21 protein-coding genes are annotated in these 21,258 nt (G+C 73.0%); 12 read left to right on the forward strand and 9 right to left on the reverse strand.

Translation table 11 applies throughout. From position 1 onward, the window contains the following. Positions 1–113: 113 nt before the first annotated feature. Together AC2CHG_RS09885 and AC2CHG_RS09890 are read left to right on the forward strand one after the other, a co-directional pair. Positions 114–2,288, forward strand: a complete 2,175-nt coding sequence (locus AC2CHG_RS09885; protein ID WP_484524595.1) for an acyltransferase family protein — start codon at positions 114–116, stop codon at positions 2,286–2,288. A 43-nt stretch (positions 2,289–2,331) separates the two neighbouring features. Further along, positions 2,332–2,940 (forward strand): DUF3592 domain-containing protein, encoded by a 609-nt coding sequence (locus AC2CHG_RS09890; RefSeq protein ID WP_262015406.1) that lies wholly within the window; start codon positions 2,332–2,334, stop codon positions 2,938–2,940. A gap of 43 nt (positions 2,941–2,983) precedes the next feature. Here the strand turns inward: AC2CHG_RS09890 and AC2CHG_RS09895 are convergent, their stop codons facing one another. After that, complete coding sequence (locus AC2CHG_RS09895) at positions 2,984–3,604, reverse strand: pyridoxamine 5'-phosphate oxidase family protein (RefSeq protein WP_366618372.1); 621 nt, start codon at positions 3,602–3,604, stop codon at positions 2,984–2,986. Between the two features lie 165 nt (positions 3,605–3,769). Between AC2CHG_RS09895 and AC2CHG_RS09900 the strand changes: the two genes are divergently transcribed. The 3 genes from AC2CHG_RS09900 to AC2CHG_RS09910 are packed head-to-tail and all read left to right on the forward strand — an operon-like array spanning position 3,770 to position 5,980. Then, positions 3,770–4,276, forward strand: coding sequence for a DUF2231 domain-containing protein (locus tag AC2CHG_RS09900; RefSeq protein ID WP_262015365.1), 507 nt, complete (start codon positions 3,770–3,772; stop codon positions 4,274–4,276). Continuing rightward, positions 4,273–4,809 (forward strand): Hsp20/alpha crystallin family protein, encoded by a 537-nt coding sequence (locus AC2CHG_RS09905; RefSeq protein WP_484524596.1) that lies wholly within the window; start codon positions 4,273–4,275, stop codon positions 4,807–4,809. The genes AC2CHG_RS09900 and AC2CHG_RS09905 overlap by 4 nt, the downstream gene beginning before the upstream one ends. A gap of 7 nt (positions 4,810–4,816) precedes the next feature. Beyond that, positions 4,817–5,980: a glycosyltransferase family 9 protein gene (locus AC2CHG_RS09910; protein WP_484524597.1), complete on the forward strand. Its 1,164-nt coding sequence runs from the start codon at positions 4,817–4,819 to the stop codon at positions 5,978–5,980. On the opposite strand, the gene AC2CHG_RS09915 is transcribed toward AC2CHG_RS09910, so the two are convergent. After that, positions 5,955–6,827, reverse strand: a complete 873-nt coding sequence (locus tag AC2CHG_RS09915; protein ID WP_355512385.1) for a glycosyltransferase family 2 protein — start codon at positions 6,825–6,827, stop codon at positions 5,955–5,957. The genes AC2CHG_RS09910 and AC2CHG_RS09915 overlap by 26 nt on opposite strands. Continuing rightward, a complete protein-coding gene (rfaE2, locus tag AC2CHG_RS09920) occupies positions 6,824–8,650 on the reverse strand; it encodes a D-glycero-beta-D-manno-heptose 1-phosphate adenylyltransferase (protein WP_366618364.1) in 1,827 nt (608 codons plus the stop codon). The genes AC2CHG_RS09915 and rfaE2 overlap by 4 nt, the downstream gene beginning before the upstream one ends. Before the next feature lie 120 nt (positions 8,651–8,770). Here rfaE2 and AC2CHG_RS09925 point away from each other — a divergent pair, with 120 nt between their 5' ends. Both AC2CHG_RS09925 and AC2CHG_RS09930 read left to right on the forward strand, forming a co-directional pair. After that, on the forward strand, positions 8,771–9,328 hold the full coding sequence (locus AC2CHG_RS09925) for a type 1 glutamine amidotransferase domain-containing protein (RefSeq protein ID WP_194798915.1): 558 nt from the start codon (positions 8,771–8,773) through the stop codon (positions 9,326–9,328). Between the two features lie 53 nt (positions 9,329–9,381). After that, on the forward strand, positions 9,382–11,049 hold the full coding sequence (locus tag AC2CHG_RS09930; RefSeq protein WP_396882067.1) for an MDR family MFS transporter: 1,668 nt from the start codon (positions 9,382–9,384) through the stop codon (positions 11,047–11,049). A gap of 7 nt (positions 11,050–11,056) precedes the next feature. Here AC2CHG_RS09930 and AC2CHG_RS09935 read toward each other — a convergent pair whose 3' ends face one another. Next, a complete protein-coding gene (locus tag AC2CHG_RS09935; protein WP_018785677.1) occupies positions 11,057–11,548 on the reverse strand; it encodes an NUDIX domain-containing protein in 492 nt (163 codons plus the stop codon). A 100-nt stretch (positions 11,549–11,648) separates the two neighbouring features. On the opposite strand from AC2CHG_RS09935, the gene AC2CHG_RS09940 reads away from it, so the two are divergent. Next, entirely contained in the window at positions 11,649–13,283 is a 1,635-nt protein-coding gene (locus tag AC2CHG_RS09940; RefSeq protein ID WP_366618904.1) for a fatty acid--CoA ligase, read from the forward strand. 180 nt (positions 13,284–13,463) lie between these two features. Here AC2CHG_RS09940 and AC2CHG_RS09945 read toward each other — a convergent pair whose 3' ends face one another. The 4 genes from AC2CHG_RS09945 to AC2CHG_RS09960 form a co-directional block, all read right to left on the reverse strand. Then, positions 13,464–14,477, reverse strand: coding sequence for an NADPH:quinone reductase (locus AC2CHG_RS09945; RefSeq protein WP_262015371.1), 1,014 nt, complete (start codon positions 14,475–14,477; stop codon positions 13,464–13,466). A 51-nt stretch (positions 14,478–14,528) separates the two neighbouring features. After that, the gene (locus AC2CHG_RS09950; protein ID WP_262015372.1) at positions 14,529–15,197 is read right to left on the reverse strand and encodes an HAD family hydrolase; all 669 of its coding nucleotides are present in this window, start codon (positions 15,195–15,197) and stop codon (positions 14,529–14,531) included. A 31-nt stretch (positions 15,198–15,228) separates the two neighbouring features. Beyond that, complete coding sequence (locus AC2CHG_RS09955; protein ID WP_484524606.1) at positions 15,229–16,077, reverse strand: SCO6745 family protein; 849 nt, start codon at positions 16,075–16,077, stop codon at positions 15,229–15,231. Between the two features lie 139 nt (positions 16,078–16,216). Then, positions 16,217–16,966, reverse strand: coding sequence for an FKBP-type peptidyl-prolyl cis-trans isomerase (locus tag AC2CHG_RS09960; RefSeq protein WP_262015373.1), 750 nt, complete (start codon positions 16,964–16,966; stop codon positions 16,217–16,219). A 63-nt stretch (positions 16,967–17,029) separates the two neighbouring features. On the opposite strand from AC2CHG_RS09960, the gene AC2CHG_RS09965 reads away from it, so the two are divergent. Continuing rightward, the gene (locus tag AC2CHG_RS09965; RefSeq protein ID WP_120572015.1) at positions 17,030–17,422 is read left to right on the forward strand and encodes a PPOX class F420-dependent oxidoreductase; all 393 of its coding nucleotides are present in this window, start codon (positions 17,030–17,032) and stop codon (positions 17,420–17,422) included. A 49-nt stretch (positions 17,423–17,471) separates the two neighbouring features. On the opposite strand, the gene ku is transcribed toward AC2CHG_RS09965, so the two are convergent. Next, positions 17,472–18,479, reverse strand: coding sequence for a non-homologous end joining protein Ku (gene ku / locus AC2CHG_RS09970; protein WP_484524598.1), 1,008 nt, complete (start codon positions 18,477–18,479; stop codon positions 17,472–17,474). Between the two features lie 87 nt (positions 18,480–18,566). Between ku and ligD (AC2CHG_RS09975) the strand changes: the two genes are divergently transcribed. The 3 genes from ligD (AC2CHG_RS09975) to AC2CHG_RS09985 all read left to right on the forward strand — a co-directional run bounded on the left by ligD (AC2CHG_RS09975) (position 18,567) and on the right by AC2CHG_RS09985 (position 21,217). Then, positions 18,567–19,505, forward strand: a complete 939-nt coding sequence (ligD, locus tag AC2CHG_RS09975; protein WP_463840143.1) for a non-homologous end-joining DNA ligase — start codon at positions 18,567–18,569, stop codon at positions 19,503–19,505. Beyond that, entirely contained in the window at positions 19,495–20,409 is a 915-nt protein-coding gene (gene ligD / locus AC2CHG_RS09980; RefSeq protein ID WP_366618357.1) for a non-homologous end-joining DNA ligase, read from the forward strand. Before ligD (AC2CHG_RS09975) ends, ligD (AC2CHG_RS09980) begins: the two co-directional genes overlap by 11 nt. Before the next feature lie 109 nt (positions 20,410–20,518). After that, positions 20,519–21,217: a TIGR03089 family protein gene (locus AC2CHG_RS09985; RefSeq protein ID WP_484524599.1), complete on the forward strand. Its 699-nt coding sequence runs from the start codon at positions 20,519–20,521 to the stop codon at positions 21,215–21,217. Positions 21,218–21,258: the final 41 nt, after the last annotated feature.

Consider the following 21,258-nt stretch of genomic DNA (forward strand, 5'->3'; position numbering starts at 1 on the left):
GCATCAGGTTTCGAGGCCACGCGCCGGTGAGGTGGTGACGCGGCGCGATTGTCCCGCCGAGTGACCAGCCGCTATCGTTCCCTCGCCCCCAGCCGCAGAGTTTGAGGATCGCGATGACTTCCCCGCCGTTGACGAAGGTTGCCGATCGGGAAGGTGCACCCTCCGAGGAGCCGGGTGGTACGGCGACCGCGCGCGAGCCGGGCAGGGAGGCGACGCCGAGCCGGTTCCGGGCCGACGTCGCCGGGCTCCGGGCCGTCGCCGTGGGGCTGGTGCTGCTCTACCACGCCGGGCTGCCGTTCATCCCCGGTGGCTTCGTCGGCGTCGACGTCTTCTTCGTGATCTCCGGCTTCCTCATCACCGGGCAGCTCATCTCGGAGATCGAGCGCAGCGGCCGGGTCTCGCTTGTCGGCTTCTACGCGCGCCGGGCCAAGCGCATCCTGCCCGCCGCCACCGTGGTGCTGGCGGCCACCGCCGTCGCGGTCCGGCTGTTCGTACCCCGGAGTGAGTGGCAGGTCGTCGGCGGCGACATCGCCGCCGCGGCGACCTACATCGTGAATTGGCGGTTCGCCGACCGCGCAGTCGACTACCTGGCCGAGGACGTCGCGCCGTCGCCGGTCCAGCACTTCTGGTCGCTCGCCGTGGAGGAGCAGTTCTACCTGCTCTGGCCGCTGCTGATCGTGCTGGCCATCCTCGCCGCGCGCAAGCTCCGGCGGGCGAACGTACGGCCGGTCCTGTGGGTCGGTCTCGCGGTGCTGGCGGTGCCGTCGTTCGTCTGGTCGATCGTCGAGACGGCGAACTCGCCGCAGCGGGCGTTCTTCGTCTCCACCACGCGGTTGTGGGAACTCGGGGTCGGCGCCGCCATCGCGCTGCTGGCGGTCCGCGCCGCCCGGATGCCCCGGTCCGTCGCTGTCGTCCTCGGATGGCTCGGCCTCGCCGCGATCGTCGCGGCGGCGCTGCTGGTCAGCGGGAAGACCGCATGGCCGGGGTACGCGGCGGCGCTGCCCACGCTCGGTGCGGCGGCGGTGATCGCGGCCGGCGCGGCAGCGGGCCCCCGCGGCCCGGTGATGGTGCTCGGCACGCGTCCGTTCCAATGGATCGGTGACCTGTCGTACTCGCTGTACCTGTGGCACTGGCCGATGCTCGTGGTGGCCGCCGCGCACTTCGGTGACCTGTCGCTGACCGAGGGCCTGCTGGTGGCGCTCGCCTCGGTGATCCCGTCCTGGATCACGTTCCGGCTGGTGGAGAACCCGCTGCGCTACTCGCGGAAGATCTCCACGTCGCCTCGCCTGGCGTTGAGCCTGGGCGGCAACTTCACGCTCGTCGGCATCTGCGCCGGCATGGTCCTGGTGCTGATGGGCGCGTGGGCCGCCGCCGCGACCACCACCAAGGGCCAGTACGCCCCGGGGGCCGCGTTGCTGTCGACAGCGCCCGGTACCGCCCCGATCGGCCCGGTCCCGGAGCGGTTCGACGTGATCAAACCGGATCCGCTGCAGATCCGGCAGGGCTTCATGGACGTGCCCGACACCAACCGGGACAAGTGCTTCCAGCAGGTCGACGGCGCCGAGGTGCTGTCCTGCACGTACGGCAACCCGAACGCGGCCACCACCGTCGCGCTCGTCGGCGACTCGAAGATGGACCAGTGGCTGCCCGCGTTCCAGGTGCTGGCCGAGCAGAACGACTGGAAGATCCTGATCGCCGCGAAGGCGTCGTGCCCGTTCACCAGCGCGCCGGCGGTCCGGGCGGACGACCCGAGCAAGCTCTACACCGACTGCATCGACTGGAACCGGTCCCTGATGCGCAAACTGGTCGAGGAGCGACCCGACTACCTGGTCACCTCGCAGGGCGCGGCGCGCGCCTTCGACAGCGACGCGAAGGAGCCGACGGTCGAGGCGATGGTCGCCGGGGTCCGGTCCGCGTGGAAGAAGCTCGACGCCGTGGGCACGCAGGTCGTCGTGCTCGCCAACAACCCCGGCCCCGGCCCGGCGGTGACGTGCGCCGACAAGAACCGCAAGCGCCTGTCCCGGTGCGCGTTCGACAGGGAACGGCACGACCAGGACCCGGCGTACCGGATGCAGCGGCAGGCGGTGTCCGGCGCGCCGAAGGTCAAGATGATCGACCTGTTCGACGCCGTCTGCCCGACCGACAGGTGCCCGGTGGTGTTCGGCAACGTGCTCATCTACCGGGGTGGCTCGCACATCGGTGCGGCGTACGTGAAGACGACCGCGCCGCACCTCGCCCGCGCCCTGTCCGACGTCGGCGTGCCGGCGCGCTTCAGCCCGGCCGGGTAGCTCGGCGGGGGTTGCGGCGCCCGGTCACGATGGCGGCGTGATCATGCGTCGGCCGCTCTGGCTCAGTCTCGCGTACGCGCTGCTGGCGGTCGCCGGTGCCGCCCTGCTCTGGCTGCCGTTCCACACCCAGTCGGCGCTCGACGACTGGGCGGTGACGCTGCGCGAGCGGGGTACGCCCGCCCGGGCGACGGTGGTCGACCAGGTGACCGAGAGTGGCGGTAACAAGGGTTCCTCGTCGAGCACCATGTACTTCAGCTACGTGGTCGACGGCCGGACGCACGCGCAGGAGGTGGCCTGCTTCGAGGTGTGCCGGGCGGCGGGCACCGAGGTGCCGATCTGGGTCAACCCGGCGGACCCGGGCGACTTCGTCACCGACTTCGGGCAGCTCAGCGGGCATCGCGGGCGCGTGCAGGGCGTACTCGGTGCGGTCGGGCTGGCCGCCCTGGGCACCGGCGTGGTGCTGACGCTGTCCCGCATCCGGCGCGCCGCCCGACCAGGCGACCGCGCCGGCCGGGCGGGTCATGACCGCGCCGCCCGGCCAGGCCGCGACGCGGCGCGCCCCGACCGGCCGCGCCCGGTGGCGTCGGCACCGGTCGGAGACGGCCGCCCCTACACCGGCCGGGGCAAACGCAAGCGCAACGTCCGGCGCTGACGCAAGCGCACCGCTCGGCGCCGACGCGGTCAGCGGTCAGCGGTCAGCGGTAGAGCGTCTCCAGGTAGGCCGGGCCGTAGTGGCGCTCCAGGTCGGCCAGGCTCTCCGCCGGGGCCTCCACCTCCTTGATCAGCCGGGCCCGCGTCGGCAGCACGTCCGGCTGCCAGGTCTCCGGCTGCCACAGCTCGGAGCGCAGGAACGCCTTCGCGCAGTGGTAGAAGATCTGCTCGATCGCAACCTCGACCGCGAGCACCGGCCGGTGACCCTTGACCTCCATGTCGGCGAACCACGGCGCCTCGGAGATCAGCCGGGCCCGGCCGTTGATCCGCAGCGTGTCGGTGCGGCCGGGGATCAGGAAGATCAACCCGACGTGCGGGTTGGCCAGGATGTTGCGGTAGCCGTCGGCCCGCCGGTTGCCGGGCCGCTCCGGAATCGCGATCGTGGTGTCGTCGAGCACCAGCGCGAAGCCCGGCGGGTCACCCTTGGGGGAGACGTCGCAGGTGCCGTCCGCGCCGGCGGTGGCGATCAGGCAGAACGGCGAGGCGGCGAGCCACTCCCGGTCGCGTTCGTGCAGCGTACGGCGGTCCTTGGCGGCCGCCCGCGGCATCGGTGTGCCGATCAGCTCACGTAGCTCGGCCTCGCTGGTGATCTCCCGGGTCGTCACGTCTTCCTCCCCCGTCCGTTGATCGTCACGACGGTTCCGGCCCGCGACGGGCTGGTTTCCGCCACTGTCAGCCTAGGAGACGCGTCGAGTGCCGGTTTGCCCCCGGGACCGGCGGGTAGGGACCGGTTCGCAGCGTGCGTCCGGACGTGACGGATGGAGGCCGAGATGGAGAGCCGACTGAAGGTACTCGGCCATCCCGTGCATCCGATGCTCGTGATGTTCCCGGTGGCGCTCTTCGTGACCGCGGTGATCTTCGATGTGGTGGACACCGTGGGCGGGCCCGGCTTCCTGGCCGAGGTCGCGTACTGGAACATCACGGTCGGTCTGATCGGCGGCCTGCTGGCCGCGGCGGCCGGGGCGTTCGACCTGCTCGCCCTGCCGGCCGGCACCCGCGCCAAGCGGGTCGGTGTCACCCACGCCGCCGCCAACGTGGCGGTGATCCTGCTGTTCGCCGCGGTCTGGGCGGTCCGGCTCAACGCCGACTCCCGCGCGGCCGGCGGCGCGCTGATCGCCATCGAGGTGGTCGCCCTGGCGATCCTCGGCGTCAGCGCCTGGCTCGGCGGTGAACTGGTGGACCGGCTCGGTGTCGGCGTCGACCCGGAGCACGATCTGAACGCGCCCAGCTCGCTGCGACCCCCCTCGGCGACACGGCGGATCGGAGACGCGCGATGACGGAACAGGGCAGCGGACGGGGCTGGCGTGGCCGCCAGCAGGGCTGGGATCCGATGGGCGAGCTCCAGTCGCTGCGCTCCGAGCTGAGCCGGCTGGTCGGCGGACGGTCCGGCAGCCAGGACGTGGATCTGGCCGAGACGGCCGACGGCTGGGAAGTGGTCGTCCGGCTTCCCGGCGTGGCGCCGGAGGAGGTCGCCGTCGAGCTGGACGACCGGGAGCTGTGCGTCCGCGCCCGGTCGGAGGCCGAGGTGAACGCCGACCACGGCATCCCTGGCGGGTTCACCACCCGGGGCTTCGAGTACCGCGTGGACCTGCCGTCCCGCGTGGACCCGGACCGGATCGACGCGGTGATGGACCACGGCCTGCTCCGGGTGCGCCTGCCCCGGGCGACCCGGCCCGCGCCGCGCACCATCACCGTCGGGCGGACCGGTCCGCGACCGGGTGTCGGCCGTACGCAGATGCCCGCCGACCCGGCCGCGGACCGGGAGCTGCACCACCCGGACACCGCGCTCGACGAGATCGACAGGCCGTAGGGGCCGCGTGACCAGCCCGTCGGGCGACTCCGACTCGCCGCGCCGCGACCTGGGGCCGTCGTCGGTGCTCGGACCGGTCGGCGAGCGAGTCCCTGACGTCGAACGGATCGCCGTGCTGCGCGCCAACGCGCTCGGCGACTTCATCTTCGTGCTGCCGGCGCTGGACGCGCTGCGGTCGGCGTACCCGTCGGCGGAGATCGTGCTGCTCGGCGCGCCGTGGCACGCGGCGCTCTGGCGCGACCGGCCCGGCCCGGTGGACCGGGTGCTGGTGGTGCCGGCGGTGCCCGGCATCCGCGACCCGGGGCCCGGCGAGTCGCCGGGTGACGTCCCGGCGTTCCTGGCCGCCGCCCGCGCCGAACGGTTCGACCTGGCGTTGCAGGTGCACGGCGGCGGCGGCAACTCGAACCCGTTCGTGGCCGGGCTCGGCGCGCGGGTCACCGCCGGTCTGCGGGCCGAGGGAGCGCCGCCGCTGGACCGGTGGCTGCGCTACGTCTACTACCAGCACGAGGTGATCCGCTACCTGGAGGTGGCCGCCCTGGTCGGCGCGCCCGCCACCACGATCACCCCGGCGCTGGCGGTCACCGCCGCCGACCGGGCGGAGGCAGCCGCCGTGCTCGGCGAACCCACCCGGCCGCGGGTCGCGCTGCACCCGGGCGCCACCGACACGCGGCGGCGCTGGCCGCCGGAACGCTTCGGCGAGGTCGCGCGCGAGCTGACCGGAGACGGGTACGAGGTGCTGGTCACCGGCACCCCCGCCGAGCAGGAGACGGTCGACGCGGTGGTGGCGGCGGCAGGCGTTCCGGTGCGTCCCCAGGTCGGCACGCTCAGCCTGGGCGCGCTCGCGGCCGCGTACGCGGACTGCGCGCTCGTGGTCTCGAACGACACCGGCCCGCTGCACCTGGCCGCCGCGGTGGGCGCGCCGACAGTCGGTGTCTTCTGGGTCGGCAACCTGATCAACGGGGCGTCGCCGCTGCGCGGGCGGCACCGCCCGATCGCCGCCTGGACCACCCACTGCCCGGTCTGCGGCGTCGACTGCACACCCGGGATCTACCCGCACCGGCCCGGCGACGGCGAGTGCCCGCACCGGGTGTCGTTCGTGGCCGACGTGCCGGTGGCCGAGGTGGTCGAGGCGGCCCGCGAGCTGCTCACACCTCCGCCGGCGACTCGCTGAGCACCACTTCCCACGCCTCCACGTCGCGTTCGGTGACAGTGGTCGGCGACTCCAGGTGGTAGGCCCCGCTGGGCAGCACCCCGGCGCCGCCGTGGCGCTCCAGCACGGCGAGCTGCGCGGCGACGTCCTCGCCCTGGTGCCGCTCGGGCAGCCGCTCCCAGAAGTCGAAGCCGCCGGCGTCGACGAGCTTGGCCCGGTCGTAGAGCACGCAGCCGCCGACCCAGGAGACCTTGTACGCGCGCCACTCGCCCGCCGCCAGGTTCAGCTTCTCGGTGATGTGCAGCAGGTTCGCCGCCGGGTGGATGGACGCCCGGTGCCACTCCGGCGTGCCGGGCATGATCCGTTCCGGCACCGGCGGCCCGGTCCACTCCTCGTAGTGCTGGTGCGTGTCCGGGCGGACGTCGTCGGCGTAGGAGAGGCCGTGCACCGCGTTGCCGACGAACCCGCAGCCCAGCTCGTCGAGCGCGGTGACCAGGCGGGACAGCGCGCCCGGCTCCAGCCACACGTCGTCGTCGAGGCAGAGCACGGCGTCGGCCGCCGACTGGGCCAGCAGGTAGGACCGGTGCTCGGCCAGGCCGCGCCGGGGCAGCCGCCGGGTCAGCAGCACCGGGTGCCCCCGGTGGCGCAGCGCCCGGACCATGGTGGCCGCCGCCGGGTGCGCGTACGCGGGCTCACCGTCGGACTGGTCGCTGACCACCACCCCGAACCCGGGTACGCCCTCCTGGGCGGCCAGCCCGGACAGGGTGACCGCCAGTTCGGCGGGCCGGTTGCGGGTGGGGATCAGCACGTCGAGCCGCCGGTGGTGCCGGAACCGTCCGGGCGTGCCCGGGTCGAGCGGACGGGTCACGCCGGCCTGCTCTCGCCGACCGTGTCAGTGACCGGGTGGGCGCGGATCCGGTCGATGATCGCCGAGGTGGAGCGGTCCGGCACGTACCCGAGTGTGCGCACCTGCCCGCCCAGCCGCCGTACCAGCGGCGCCTCCGGCACCATCTCCGGCGGGTAGTCGCCGCCCTTGACGTAGACGTCGGGCCGGACCGCCTCGATCAGCCGGGCCGGCGAGTCCTCCTCGAAGACCACCACGTGGTCGACGCAGGCCAGCGCCGCCAGCAGCGCGATGCGGTCCTCGACCGGGTTGACCGGCCGGTCCGGGCCCTTGAGCCGGCGGACGCTGCCGTCCGAGTTGACCGCCACGATCAGCAGGTCGCCGAGCGCACGGGCCTGGGTCAGGTAGCGGACGTGCCCGGGGTGCAGCACGTCGAAGCAGCCGTTCGTGAACACCACCGAGCGGCCGGCCTGCCGGTGCTCGTCCACCAGCGCGGCCAGTTCGTCGGCGCCGACCAGCGCCGGGTGCCCACCCTCCTCCGGACCGGTGCCGAGCGCGGCCAGCAGGTCCTGCCGCCGGCACACGCAGGTGCCGGTGTCGGCCACCGTGATGGTGGCGGCGAGCTGGGCGAGCTGGGCGGCGGTGGGCAGGCCCGCGTCGGCGGCGAGCGCCAGCGTCATGGCCGCCAGGTACGCGTCCCCGGCGCCCACCGCGTGACTCGCCGGGACCGGGGTGCTGTGGCTGCGCCGGGGTTCGCCCTCGGCGCCGCCGACCACAGCGCCCTCGGTGTCCAGGGTCACCGCCACCACGTCGGCACCGGTGTGCGCGCGCAGCTCGGGCAGGCGTGACTCGGCCAGCACGGCCCGGTCCACGCCGGCGCCGGCCGCCGCGCTCACCGTCACGCCGGTCCCGGTGACGCTCAGGCCGTCGCCGGTCAGCGCCACCCGCTCCTCGCCGGGCATCGGCTCGCCGGTCGGGCCGGAAGGGGCCTCGGCGGCGGGCGTACCGGAGGTCGGGTGCGGGCTGCCCGGTACGCGCTCACCGGACCCGCCGGGCGCGGCGCCCACCATCAGCTCGGACGGGCCGTCGGCCTCGGCCAGGTGGTCCAGGTGCACGTCGCCGCTGGGGACGGCACCCCGTTCGGCGTGCGCGAACCCGGCGGCGGCACGGGCCAGCAGCCGGGTCGCCTCGGCGAAGCTCGGCGTCACCACTGTCGGGTTCAGTCCGCGCCAGTCGGCCAGGTCGTGCGCGTCGAGCGCCACGGTGCCGTACCGGTCGCGGTTGGCGACCAGCCAGGCGCGCACCGCCGACGGCAGCGCGCCCAGGCCGTAGTCGCAGACCACAAGCGTGAGCGGCTGACCGGCTGCCACCGCGCGCAGCTCCTCGGTGGCGCAGTGCAGCGCGGTCAGCAGGCGGGCCACGCCGTCGGCGTCCAGCCCGTCCTCCGGACCGCCGGAGTCCTCGCGGAGCAGGATCTGGTTGCCGGCGAGCATCCGCCGCTTGACCGGCGTGGGCCGGCCCGGCTGGCTCACCGTACGGTCCCAGACCGCCGCCCGGTCCAGGCAGTCGTGCAGTTCGTCGCCGGCCACGTCGGCGCCGACCGGGGCGACCAGCGCGGCCCGGCCGCCGAGCGCCGCGACGTTCACCGCCGTGTTGGCGGCGCCCCCGGCCGCGGAGATCCGCCGCCGCAGGGTGAGGACCGGTGCGGGCGCCTCCCGGCAGAGCCGCTCCGACTCGGCGAACCGCCACTCGTCCAGCATGGCGTCCCCGACGACCAGCACGGGGCGCTGCTGCCAGCTCGTCACGACTGTGGCGAGCCGGCGCTCTTCCGCTGCTGCTCCTGCCATGCCTCTGCGGATCCCCCCGGGCCGTCGGGCCAAACGCGACGCGGGCCACCCGATGCGTCCGGTTTCGCGGCATCGGGCGGGGGAACCGTCTCAGACGTACCCCGGAGAGGAGAGAGCAGCATGGCAGCGACACTTCAGGGCAAGCGCATCGCCTTCCTGGCCGCCGACGGCGTCGAGGAGGTCGAGTACACCAAGCCCCGGGAGGCGGTGGAGAACGCCGGCGCCCAGGTCGAGCTGGTCTCCATCGAGTCCGGCACGATCCAGGCCTTCAACCACCTCGACCACGGCAAGCAGTACCAGGTCGACGTCACCACCGAGGAGGCGGACGCCGGGGCGTACGACGCCCTGGTCCTGCCCGGTGGCGTGGCGAACCCCGACTTCCTGCGGACGGACCCGGAGGCGGTCCGGTTCGTCAAGGCGTTCTTCGACGCCGGCAAGCCCGTCGGGGTGATCTGCCACGGCCCGTGGACGCTCGTCGAGGCGGACGTGGTGCGGGGCCGCACCATCACCTCCTGGCCGAGCCTGCGCACCGACCTCACGAACGCCGGCGCGAAGTGGGTCGACCAGGAGGTCGTCACCGACAACGGCCTGGTCAGCAGCCGCAAGCCGGACGACCTGCCGGCGTTCTGCGCCAAGATCGTGGAGGAGTTCGCCGAGGGGCGGCACGCCGCCCGCTGAAACTCGTACGCCCACCGGGGGCATGATCCGCCCCCGGTGGGATAGGAAGCGGGATGACCGCCCAGGCCGCCCGTCCCGCACTGCCCGCCCGACAGATCCGCCTGCTGATGTTCGGTCTGATGACCGGCATGCTGCTGGCGGCGCTGGACCAGACCATCGTCGGTACCGCGTTGCCGACCATCGTCGGCGAACTGGGCGGCATCAACCACTACTCGTGGGTGGTCACCGCGTATCTGCTGGCCTCGACCGCCTCGACGCCGCTGTACGGCAAGATGGCCGACCTGTACGGGCGCCGGCCGGTCTTCCTGTTCTCCATCGGGATGTTCCTGCTCGGCTCGCTGCTGGCCGGGCTGTCGCAGGACATGACCCAGCTGATCGTCACGCGGGGCGTGCAGGGCCTGGGCGCGGGTGGCCTGATGACGCTGGCGTTCACCATCATCTCGGACGTGGTGTCGCCCCGGGAGCGCGGCCGCTACCAGGGGTTGTTCGGCGCGGTGTTCGGCGTGTCGTCGGTGGCCGGACCGCTCGTCGGCGGTTACTTCGCGGAGAACAACTGGCGGTGGATCTTCTACATCAACGTGCCGCTGGCGATCCTCGCCATCGTGGTCTGCTGGCACGTGATGCGGCTGGTGCCGTTCGAACGGCGGGAGCACACGGTCGACTGGATCGGCGCGGCGCTGCTGGTCGCCGGCGTGAGCTGCCTGCTGCTGGCGCTGAGCTGGGGCGGCGCCGAGTACGCCTGGGGCTCCGGCGTGATCGTCGGGCTGTTCGCCGCGGGCGCGGTGCTGGGCGTGCTGTTCGTCGTCCAGGAGGCCCGGACCAGGGAGCCGATCCTGCCGCTGCGGCTGTTCCGCAGCGCCACGTTCGCGCTCGCCAACGGCGCGGGTTTCGTGCTCGGTCTGGTGATGTTCGGGTCGATCATCTTCATCCCGCTCTACCTGCAGATCGTCAAGGGCGCCTCGCCGACCCGCAGCGGTCTGCTGATGCTGCCGATGATGGCCGGCGTCATCGTCACCTCGGTGCTGACCGGCCGGGCGATGAGCCGGATCGGCAGGTACAAGTGGTTCCCGGTGGCCGGCGCGGCCGTGCTGGTGGCCGGCATGCTGCTGTTCCAGCAGCTCCAGGTGGGCACCTCGCTCTGGCTCGCGTTCGGCTACATGGTGGTGATCGGCGTCGGGCTGGGCCTGTGCATGCAGTCGCTGATCCTGGCCGTGCAGAACGCGGTGAGCGTCCGCGACCTGGGCGCGGGCACCTCGTCGGCGACGTTCTTCCGGTCGCTCGGCGGCTCGTTCGGCGTGGCCATCCTCGGTGCGGTGCTGTCGTCCCGGCTCACCTCGGAGATGTCCGCGCGGCTGCCGGGTGCGCTGGCGCAGCTCCCGCCGGAACAGCGCGCCGCGGTGACTGCCGGCGGGGACTTCTCGATCAACGATCCGGCGGCGATCCTCGCCCTGCCCGCCCCGGTACGCGCCGCCGTCCAGGCCGCGTTCGTCGAGTCGCTGCACCTGGTCTTCCTGACCACCGGGCTGATCGCCGTGATCGCGGTGCTGGTCACGCTGGCCATGCCGAACCTTCAGTTACGCGGCACCGGCCCGCAGGGCGCCACCGGCGGCGCCGACCCGCTCGGCGGGAAGGCGCCCGCGCCGGGCGGCAAGCCGCTGACGAAGGAGTCGAAGGACGAGGCCGCCGCCGACATGGAGGCGAAGTCGCAGACGATGCTGTGACCGGCGGCTACTTGAGGATCAGCCGGTTGGTCTGCTCGAACACGTCGAGGTCGGCGAGCGTCTCGTGCACGCTCGACGACAGCGGGTGCGGGAAGTCCGCCGGGTGGAAGAACCCGGAGTCGGTGGTCTCGTCGGTGAACCGGGCGAGTTCGCCGTCCCACTCGTCGACCCGGAACGCCGTGGTGAAGACCTGGTACGTGTGCCCGTACATGTTGGTGTGGGTGCGATCAGGGCCGGTGTAGAGCGCGAACGCGCTGACCCGCAGCGCCCGTAGCCCGGTCTCCTCCCGGACCTCCCGGACCGCGCAGTCGGCGATCGACTCGCCGAGTTCCATGGCACCGGCCGGCAACGCCCACTGGCCGTTGTCGGAACGCTGGATCAGCAGCACCCGGGCGGCGTTGTCGCGCACCACGGCGCGCGCGCCGACGAACATCAGGGTGCGGTCACCGGCCAGGGCGCGAAGCTGCCCCACGTACGAGTCGGCCCACGAGATGCTCACCCGGACAATCTACGCATCATCCGTGATCACCTAGCCGATTCCGGGGGGTTCCGCAGATGTGACCGCCGCCACTACCTTGTTACCCATGCGTAGCACGATGATGGATGCCCCTCTCCAGGTCGCCCGGATCCTCGAACACGGCTCCACCGTGCACGGCGCGGCGAAGGTGGTCACCTGGACCGGCGCCGAACCTCGCCGGATGACGTACGCGGAGGTCGGCCGCACCGCCGCCCGGCTGGCCCACGCGCTGCGCGACGAGTGCGGGGTGACCGGCGACGAGCGGGTCGGCACGTTCATGTGGAACAACAACGAGCACCTGGTGGCGTACTTCGCCGTGCCGAGCATGGGCGCGGTGCTGCACACGCTCAACATCCGGCTCTTCCCCGACCAGGTCGCCTACATCGCCAACCACGCGCAGGACCGGGTGGTGCTCGTCGACACCACGCTCATCCCGCTGCTCGCCCGGGTGATCGGCGAGATGACCACAGTGGCCCACGTGGTGGTGGTCGGCGGTGGCGACCCGGCGCCGCTGCTGGCCGCGGCCGGCGACCGGATCACCGTGCACCACTGGGACGCGCTGCTGGCCGACCGCCCGGACCACTTCGACTGGCCGGAGGTGGACGAGCGCGACGCCGCCGCCCTCTGCTACACGTCGGGGACCACCGGCAACCCCAAGGGCGTCGCCTACTCGCACCGCTCGATCTACCTGCACTCGCTCCAGGTCTGCATGCCGGAGGGCTTCGGACTCGGCCCGAACGATCGCGAGCTGGCGATCGTGCCGATGTTCCACGCGATGTCGTGGGGCCTGCCGTACGCGGCGTTTCTCTCCGGCGCGTCGCTGATCATGCCGGACCGATTCCTGCAGGCCGAGCCGATCGCCGCGATGATCGCCGCCGAGCGCCCCACGCTGGCCGGCGCGGTGCCGACCATCTGGACCGACCTGCTGGCCTACCTGGACGCGCACGAGGTGGACCTCTCCTCGCTCAGGGAGGTCATCGTGGGCGGGTCGGCCTGCCCTCCGGCGCTGATGCACGCGTTCCACGACCGCTACGGCATCGACGTCATCCACGCCTGGGGCATGACCGAGATGTCGCCGCTGGGTTCCGTCTCCCGGGCGCCGGCCGGCGCGACCGGCGACGACGCCTGGCGCTACCGCTACACGCAGGGCCGCGTCCCGGCGGGCGTGACCGCGCGGATCGTCGGCCCGCTGGGCGAGCCGCTGCCGGCCGACGGGACGTCGGTGGGTGAGCTGGAGGTACGCGGGCCGTGGGTGACCGCCCGCTACATCGGCGACGACGCCCCGGACGAGGAGAAGTTCCGGGACGGCTGGCTGCGGACCGGTGACGTCGGCACGCTGTCGCCGGACGGCTACATCACGCTCACCGACCGCGCCAAGGACGTGATCAAGTCGGGCGGGGAGTGGATCTCCTCGGTCGAGCTGGAGAACGCGCTGATGGCCCACCCGGCGGTGCTGGAGGCCTGCGTGGTGGGCGTACCGGACGAGCGCTGGGACGAGCGGCCGCTGGCCACCGTGGTGGTCCGCGAGGGCGCCTCGGTGACCGCGGAGGAGCTGCGGGACTTCCTCGCCGGCTCGGTGGCGCGCTGGCAGCTGCCGGAGCGCTGGGCGTTCATCGACGCGGTCCCGAAGACCAGCGTCGGCAAGTTCGACAAGAAGGTGGTGCGCTCGCGGTACGCCGACGGCGGCCTCGACGTGCGGGAACTGACCGCGTCGTAACGTTTCGCGGCGTACCGTCGCCTACACGGGTAGCAACGCGTTCCCAACGGACATTCCTCCCAGAGGGCGGCCCCGGCGTTCGCACCGCGCCGGGGCCGCCCGTCCGTTACGGGGTGACCCGCACCGTCATTGTTGCGAAACTTGTTCGCGTCTGTCCGGCTGTCGGGGAAATCCGGTCGCCTACTCGTCGGCGGTGCTCACCAGCACCTTGCCCACCACACTGTCCTGCACCGCCTGCTGCGCGGCCGCGGCCTCCGCCAGCGGATACCGGTGCAGCGGCAGGCCCGCCTCCGCACCGACGCGGATCGCGCCCTGCGCCACCGCCGCCGCGATGTCAGTGACCGCCTGCGCCTTCGCCACCTTCGGCGCGGTGTAGATCAGCACGAACTGCCAGCGCGCGTTCGGGCCCATCAGCGGCCGGATCGGCAACGTCACCTCGTCGCCGCCGTCGTCCGCGTACACGCACACCGCCCCGCCGGTACGCAGCATCCGGACGTCGGCGGCGGCGTTGCGGGCGGCGGACACCTCGACGATCGTGTGCACCCCGTCGGGCGCGACCTTGCGGACCTCCTCGACCACGTCCTGCTCGCGATAGTTGATCACGAAGCTGGCGCCCGCCGCCGCCGCGAGCTGCGCCTTCTCCGGGCTGCTCACCGTGGCGATCACGCACGCGTCGGCCCAGCGAGCGAGCTGGATCGCCGCGTTGCCCACCGCGCCCGCACCGCCCTGCACCAGCACCACGTGGTCGCTCAACGCACCGGCGTGCAGCTTGTCCGGCATGAACTCACCGGCGGTCAGGCAGCGGTGCGCGGTCATGAACGGGATACCGAGCGCCGCACCCAGGTCGAACGAGGCCGGACCGAGCGGCACCGCGTGCCGGACCGGCACCAGCGTGTACTCGGCGGCAGTGCCCCACGGGCGCTGCCACGCCGCCTCCCACACCCAGACCCGCTCACCGATCAGCGTCCGGTCCACGCCCTCACCGACCGCCTCGACCACCCCGGCGCCGTCCTGGTGCGGGATCTGCCAGCCGGCCGGCAGCGGCCACGCCTGGCGGGCCTTCCAGTCGGTCGGGTTCACCCCCGACACGGCCATCCGCACCAGCACCTCGCCCGGCCCGGGTTCCGGCACCGGCCGCTCCACCACCTGGAGCACCGAGGCGTCCCCGCTGCGCTCGTACACGATCGCCTTCATCGCCGTCCCCTCACCGTCGTCGCGTGATGGCGCTACCCCGCCGCCTACCGATCATTCCGCCGTACCGCGGTCGAGTGACTCGACCACGTCGGGAGTGAGCGCGCCGATCGAGGGGAGCAGCACGGCCGCGAGCGCCTCGGCGTCCGGATCGAGCGGGTACGACGCGTGCGGCACCGCCACCACGCGGCACCCGGCGGCGGCCGCCGAGCGGACCCCGTTCGACGAGTCCTCCACCGCCACGCACCGCGCCGGGTCGACGCCCAGCCGCTGCGCCACGGCGAGCCACACGTCGGGCGCGGGCTTGCCCCGGGCGGTCTCCTCGGTCGACAGCGTCGCGCCGAACGCGCCAGCCAGGCCCGTCTCGTCCAGCGCCGCCGCGATCAGCCGGGTCGGCGAGGAACTGGCCAGCCCCAGCGGCCACCGCGCGGCCATGCCGCGCACGACCGCGTCGGCGCCGTCGATCAGCGGTACGCGCTGCGCGTACCGCCGGGCCATCTCGGTCACCACCTCGGTGGCGACCTGCTCGGCCGACCTGTCGACGCCCAGCTCACCGCTCAGGTAGGCGGCCCACTCGCCGGTGCTCATGCCCATCAGGCGGCGCTGCGTGTCCGGTTGCCAGACGCCGCCGTGCTCGGCGACGTACGCCCGCCGGACCTCCTCCCACACCGGCTCGGAGTCCACGATCACGCCGTCCAGGTCGAAGAGCACCGCGTCCACCATTCCGCCATCCTGCCCCAGTCGGCGGCCCGGTTCAGTGCGGCTGCGCCGCCTTCGCCGAACGCTGCGCCGGAAGGCCGATCGGGGCCTTGGCCGGGATGATCGTGCGGCAGCGCGTCGCGATCGGTTCCAGCAGCTCCCGCAGCCGGGCGGTACGCTCCGCGCCCAGTGCCCGCCACGGACCCGACGCGGCCCGGTCGGTGGCCTCCTCGACCACGCGGAACGTCTCCGTGGCGTACGGCGTGGTGTTCAGGTCGGCGGTCAGCCAGCCCTTGTCCACCAGGCGCTGCTCGGCAGCGGTCCACTGCTCGTCGGTCCAGCCCCGGGCCGGCTGGTGGAACTCGCGCGACTGGTCGACCCGGCACCGCCAGGCCACCACCTCGACCGGTTCCAGGCCCGTGGTCACCAGCGCCGCCACGTGCCCGTCGCCTCGGTGCTCGCGCAGCGTCGCGGCGGCCTGCCAGAGCCGGGCAAGCGGGTATTCGCCCCGGGGCAGGGCGGCGTTCACCGCGCCGAGCACCCGCCCGGCCGTGTCCACCCGCCCGGCCGCCTCCTCCAGCAGGTCGGCGGCCTCGACCAGGTGCGATTCGGGCAGCTCGTAGGTGAACTCGGCGAGCGCCTGCACACCACCGGTGAGCCGGGCCCGCAGCGCCTCCTCCGGGGTGGCCAGGCGCCACACCGACGGCAGGGCGCGGGCCACCATCGCCGGCGCGAAGCTGAAGAACGCCGCAGTCACCGCCGGCGCGTCGACCGCCCCGAGCGGCGCGGCCCGGCCGGCGAAGTAGCCGCGCCAGTAGCCCCGCAGCCCGACCGCCTCGAACGCGGCCCGGGCCCGGGGGTGAAAGTAGGTCACCGCGTGGACCGGCTCGTAGAGCGTCCACATCTGCCGGGTCACCCCGGCCTCGTCCAGCGCCGCCACGTGCACCTCCGCGTCGGTGGGCAGATCACCACGGGCGGACGTGCCGCCCGTGGTGACCATGAACCTACTGCCGCTGGGTGACCGGACGGAAGCCCGGAGTGATCTACTGCGCAGCGAGGACGTCGACGACGAAGCGCAGCGGGCCGGCCGGGCGCCCGCCCGCGGCGTCGTTGCCGTACGCCAGCTCGGCCGGGAGGTCCAGCTGGACCCGGCTGCCCACCGGCACGCCGACCAGGCCCTGGTCCCAGCCCTTGATGACCTGGCCCACGCCGATCTGGAAGGTGGCCGGCTGGCCGTTGTCCCAGGACGCGTCGAACTGCTTGCCGTCCTTGTAGAACACGCCCACGTAGTTCGTGGTGATGTTCTGACCCGCCTTCACCGCCGGCCCGGTGCCCTTGACGAGCGTGGTGACCGTGAGCTTCTTCAGCTCACCGGTGCCGGCCTGCACGGTCGGCTTGGTCTTCAGCGCCGGGTCGATGCCGGCGGGCAGCTCCTGGGCGGGCGCGGTGGGCTCGGCCGGTGCGGTGGGGCTGGCCGAGGAGCCGGCGGTGGACGCCTTGTCGTCGTCCCCGCTGTTCAGCCAGACCAGGCCGCCGACCAGGGCCACCACCGCGAGCACGCCCACTGCCGCGCCGAGGATCGACTGCCGGCGGCGACGCGCCTCGGCTGCCTTCTTCTCGGCCAGCTGGGCGGCCAGCCGCCGCTGTGCCTTGGTGGCCGGGGCCTGGCCCGCCGACCGGTTCTCCACACGCTCGCTCACGTCGACTCCCTGCAGGGTGGGTGGGTGCGCCCCCGGCGGGCCGCCGCCGAGGCCAGCGCACACGGTACCCGCCCGGAGCCCCAGCGTGCCCATACGGCCACCACGATCCGGACACGAAGCCCGATACGAGGGCACCGCGCGGGGTAGTTTCCGACCATGGCGATCCTCAACGAAGAAGACCTGGCCCTGCTCGGCGAGCCGCAGCTAGCGCACGTGGCGACGGTCGAGGCCGACGGCACCCCGCACGTCACCCCGGTCTGGGTGGACACCGACGGTGAGCACGTCGTGTTCAACACGGCCAAGGGCCGGCAGAAGTACCTGAACATGTCCCGCAACCCGGTGGTCGCGGTGTCGGTGGCGGACAAGGCCGACGACTACCGCACTCTGTGGATCAAGGGCACCGTCGAGTTCGTCACCGAGGGCGCCGACGAGCACATCGACCGGATGGCGAAGAAGTACCTGGGCCAGGACACCTACCCCTGGCGCCGCCCCGGCGAGGAGCGCGTCATCGTCCGCGTCACCCCGACCGAGAAGCTCGGCCGCGGCTGAGCGGTGCGGGCCCCGCCGTCCATCGGGGGCGGGGCCTTCGCCGTACGCGTCAGGCGCTCTTCTTCTTCGCGGGCGCCTTCTTGGCCGCGGTCTTCTTGGCCGGCTCGGCCTTCTTCGCCGCCGTCTTCTTCGCCGGTGCCTTCTTGGCAGCCGCCTTCTTCGCCGGTTCGGCCTTCTTCGCCGCCGTCTTCCCGGCCGGCGCCTTCTTCGCGGCCTTCTTCGCCGATCGGGCCGACGAGATCGGGGTCGGCTCGGCCCCGCCGCCGGACGGCGCCCCGCCCCGGGCCGCCCGAGCCCGCTCGACCGACGCCTTCAGCGCGGCCATCAGGTCCACCGCGGCGGCGGGCGCGGCCTCTTCCTCCTCCGGCTGCACCACCTCGCGGCCCTCGACCTTCGCGTCGATGACCTCCTGCAACGCCGCCCGGTAGTCGTCGGTGAACGCGTCCGGCTCGAACTCCCCGGCCATCGAGTCGATGAGTGAGCTGGCCATCGCCAGCTCCGGCGGGCGTACCTTCAGGTCCTCGTCCAGGAAGCCGAAGTCGGGCCGGCGGATCTCGTCCGGCCACAGCATGGTGTTGAGCAGCAGTACGCCCTCGCGGACCCGCAGCGTGGCCAGCTGCTCGCGCTGGCGCAGCGCCACCTTGACGATCGCCACCCGTTCCGAGTCGGACAGCGCGTCGCGCAGCAGCACGTACGGCTTGGTCGCCGAGCCCTCCGGCTCCAGGAAGTACGCCTTGTTGTAGAGGATCGGATCGACCTGCTCGACCGGTACGAACTCCAGCACGTCGATCGCGTGCGACGTGCTCAACGGCAGGTCGGCGAAGTCCTCGTCGGTGAGGATGACCATTTCGCCGCCGCCGATGTCGTACCCCTTGGCGATGTCGTCGTAGGTGACCTCCTCGCCGCAGACCGAGCAGGTGCGCTTGTAGCGGATCCGGCCGCCGTCCTCACGGTGCACCTGGTGGAAACGGATGTCCTTCTCCTCGGTGGCCGAGTAGACCTTCACCCCGATCGACACCAGGCCGAACGACACCGCTCCTTTCCAGATCGCCCGCATTCCCGCGCTCCTCTCCCCGGTTGACCACCAGAATCGCAAACGATCGAACGGGACGCACGCGCTTCCGTGCCCAACTACAGTCAGGAGGTGCCCGGCGCGCCGTTGAAGCCGATGCTCGCGACGACCGGGCCGCTCCCGGCCGGCGCCGCCTGGTCGTACGAGTTCAAGTGGGACGGCGTCCGCGCGCTCGCCGACATCTCCCGCGGCGACAGGCACTTCTACGCCCGCTCCGGCGTCGAGATCACCACCGCGTACCCGGAACTGCTGAACCTGGCCGAGCAGGTAGGCGACGCGCTGCTCGACGGCGAGGTCGTCCTCTTCACCGACGGGCAGCCCTCGTTCACCGCGCTCGCCGAGCGGATGCACGTGCGTAACCCGGTCAAGGCGGCGCGGCTGGCGGCGACAGTACCCGTCACGTACATGATCTTCGACCTGTTGCGGCTCGACGGCGTCGACCTGACCGCCCGGCCATGGCGGGAGCGGCGGGCGGCGCTGGAGTCGCTCGGGCTCGGCGCCGCCCGGTGGGCGGTGCCGCCGGTCTTCGGCGACGGCCCGGCCACCTACGCGGCGGCCGGCGAGCACGGGCTGGAGGGGGTGATGGCCAAGCGGGTCGACTCGCTCTACCGGCCCGGTGTGCGCTCGCCGGACTGGGTGAAGGTCAAACTGGAGGTCACCGGCGACTTCGTGGTCGGCGGCTGGCGACCCGGGGCGCGGCGCGTCGGTGGCCTGCTCGTCGGCGTGCCGGGCCCGGACGGGCGGCTCGTCTACCGGGGGCGGGTCGGCGGCGGGATCGGCGCGGCCATCGAACGGGAACTGCTGCGCGAGCTGGAGCCGCTGCGCGCCACCGACTCGCCGTTCGCGGCCGGCGTGCCGCGCGAGGATGCCCGGGGCGCGATCTGGGTAACTCCCCGGATCGTGGTGGAGGTCAAGTACGGCCAGCGCACGCCGGACGGCCGGCTGCGCTTCCCGCGTATCCTGCGCCTGCGCCCGGACAAGCCGCCCGAGGAGGTCGACGATGCCGTCTGACCGGCTCAAGGTCGAGGTCGAGGGGCGCTCGCTGGAGCTGTCCAACCTGGACAAGGTGCTGTTCCCGAAGGCCGGGTTCACCAAGGGCGAGGTGATCGACTACTACACCCGGATCGCCCCCGCGCTGCTGCCGCACCTGAGCGATCGCGCGCTGACCCGGATCCGGTTCCCCAACGGCGTCGACGGCGGCTCGTTCTTCGAGAAGAACGCACCCGCCGCGACCCCCGGTTGGGTACGCACCGAGAACCTGCCCGCCCCCGGGTCGACGAAGGGGCGGGAGACCATCGACTACGTGGTCTGCGACGAGCTGCCCACGCTGGTGTGGCTGGCGAATCTCGCCGCGCTGGAGCTGCACACTCCCCAGTGGAAGATCGGCGCGCACCCGGACATGATGGTCGTCGACCTGGACCCGGGCGCCCCGGCGGCGCTCAAGCAGTGCTGCCAGGTCGCGCTGCTGATGCGCGACCGGCTGGCTTCCGACGGGATTTCCTCGTTCCCGAAGACGTCGGGGAAGAAGGGCATGCAGCTCTGCTGCCCGATCGCCGGCACGCAGGACGCCGAGATCGTCTCCGACTACGCCAAGCGCATCGCGCAGGAGCTGGAGCAGGCGCACCCGAAGCTGATTGTGTCGAAGATGGCGAAGAACCTGCGCCCGGGCAAGGTCTTCATCGACTGGAGTCAGAACAACGCGGCGAAGACGACTGTGGCGCCGTACTCGCTGCGGGCCCAGTCGGTGCCCTCGGTGTCCACGCCGCTGACCTGGGACGAGGTGGAGGCCGGAGCGGCGGGGAAGCGGCCGTCCACGCGGCCGTACACCGCCGGCGAGGTGCTCAAGCGAGTGGAGAAGCAGGGCGACCTGCTGGCGCCGCTGCTCGACGGTGGTCCCGAACTGCCCGCGCGCTGAACGGGGCTGCTTCATCTGTCCCTGCGGGCTCGGTGTCGGCGTGCTCGGCTGTCCCGGCCGGCTGGCTCCCGCGGTTAGGGTGAGCGGACCGGCAGACAGGAGTCCGCGCATGGCCCACCAGACAACCGTCGCCGTCGCGCCCGACGCGGTCGGATACCCGCTGCTCAGCTACCACGACGACGCGACCGGGGAACGCACCGACCTCACCGCCGCGCAGCTCGGTGAGTGGACCGCCCGCAGCGCCGGGCTGCTCCGCGACGGGTGCGGGCTGCGCCCCGGTGACCGGGTGGCGGTGCTCCTGCCGCCGCACTGGCGTACCGCCGCGGTGCTGCTCGGGGCCTGGTCGGTCGGGCTGTCCGTCTCGTTCCGGCCCCGCGCGCTGGCCGGGCTGCCGGTGCTGGAACCGGACGCGGACCGGCCGTACGACGCGGTGTTCGTGACGCCGGAACGCCTCGACGACTGGCTGGAGGACGTGCCCGAAGGGGCGCACCGCTACCTGGTGGGCACCGGGCCGGGCCCGCTCGGTGAGGTGCCGCCGGGCTGGCTGGACTGGTCCGCCGAGGTGCTGCGCCACCCGACCGACCCGCCGGACTACACAGCCGTCGACCCGTCCGACCCGGCCACGCCGGACGGCACCAGCTTCGGCGCGTGGCGGCGCCTGGCCGCCGAGATCGCCACTCGGATGGACCTGCACCCGGGCGACCGCCTCGTGGTGAACCCGACCGAGGACGAGCAACCCCTGAAGTGGCTGCTGGCCCCGTTGTCCGCAGGCGCCACAGTCCTGATCCACGCCACCCCCACCCCGTAGCCCTCGCCCGAGCCCCCGCCCGAGCCCCCGTCGATCTTGCG

The sequence above is a fragment of the Micromonospora sp. ATLC20 genome (assembly GCF_057196585.1).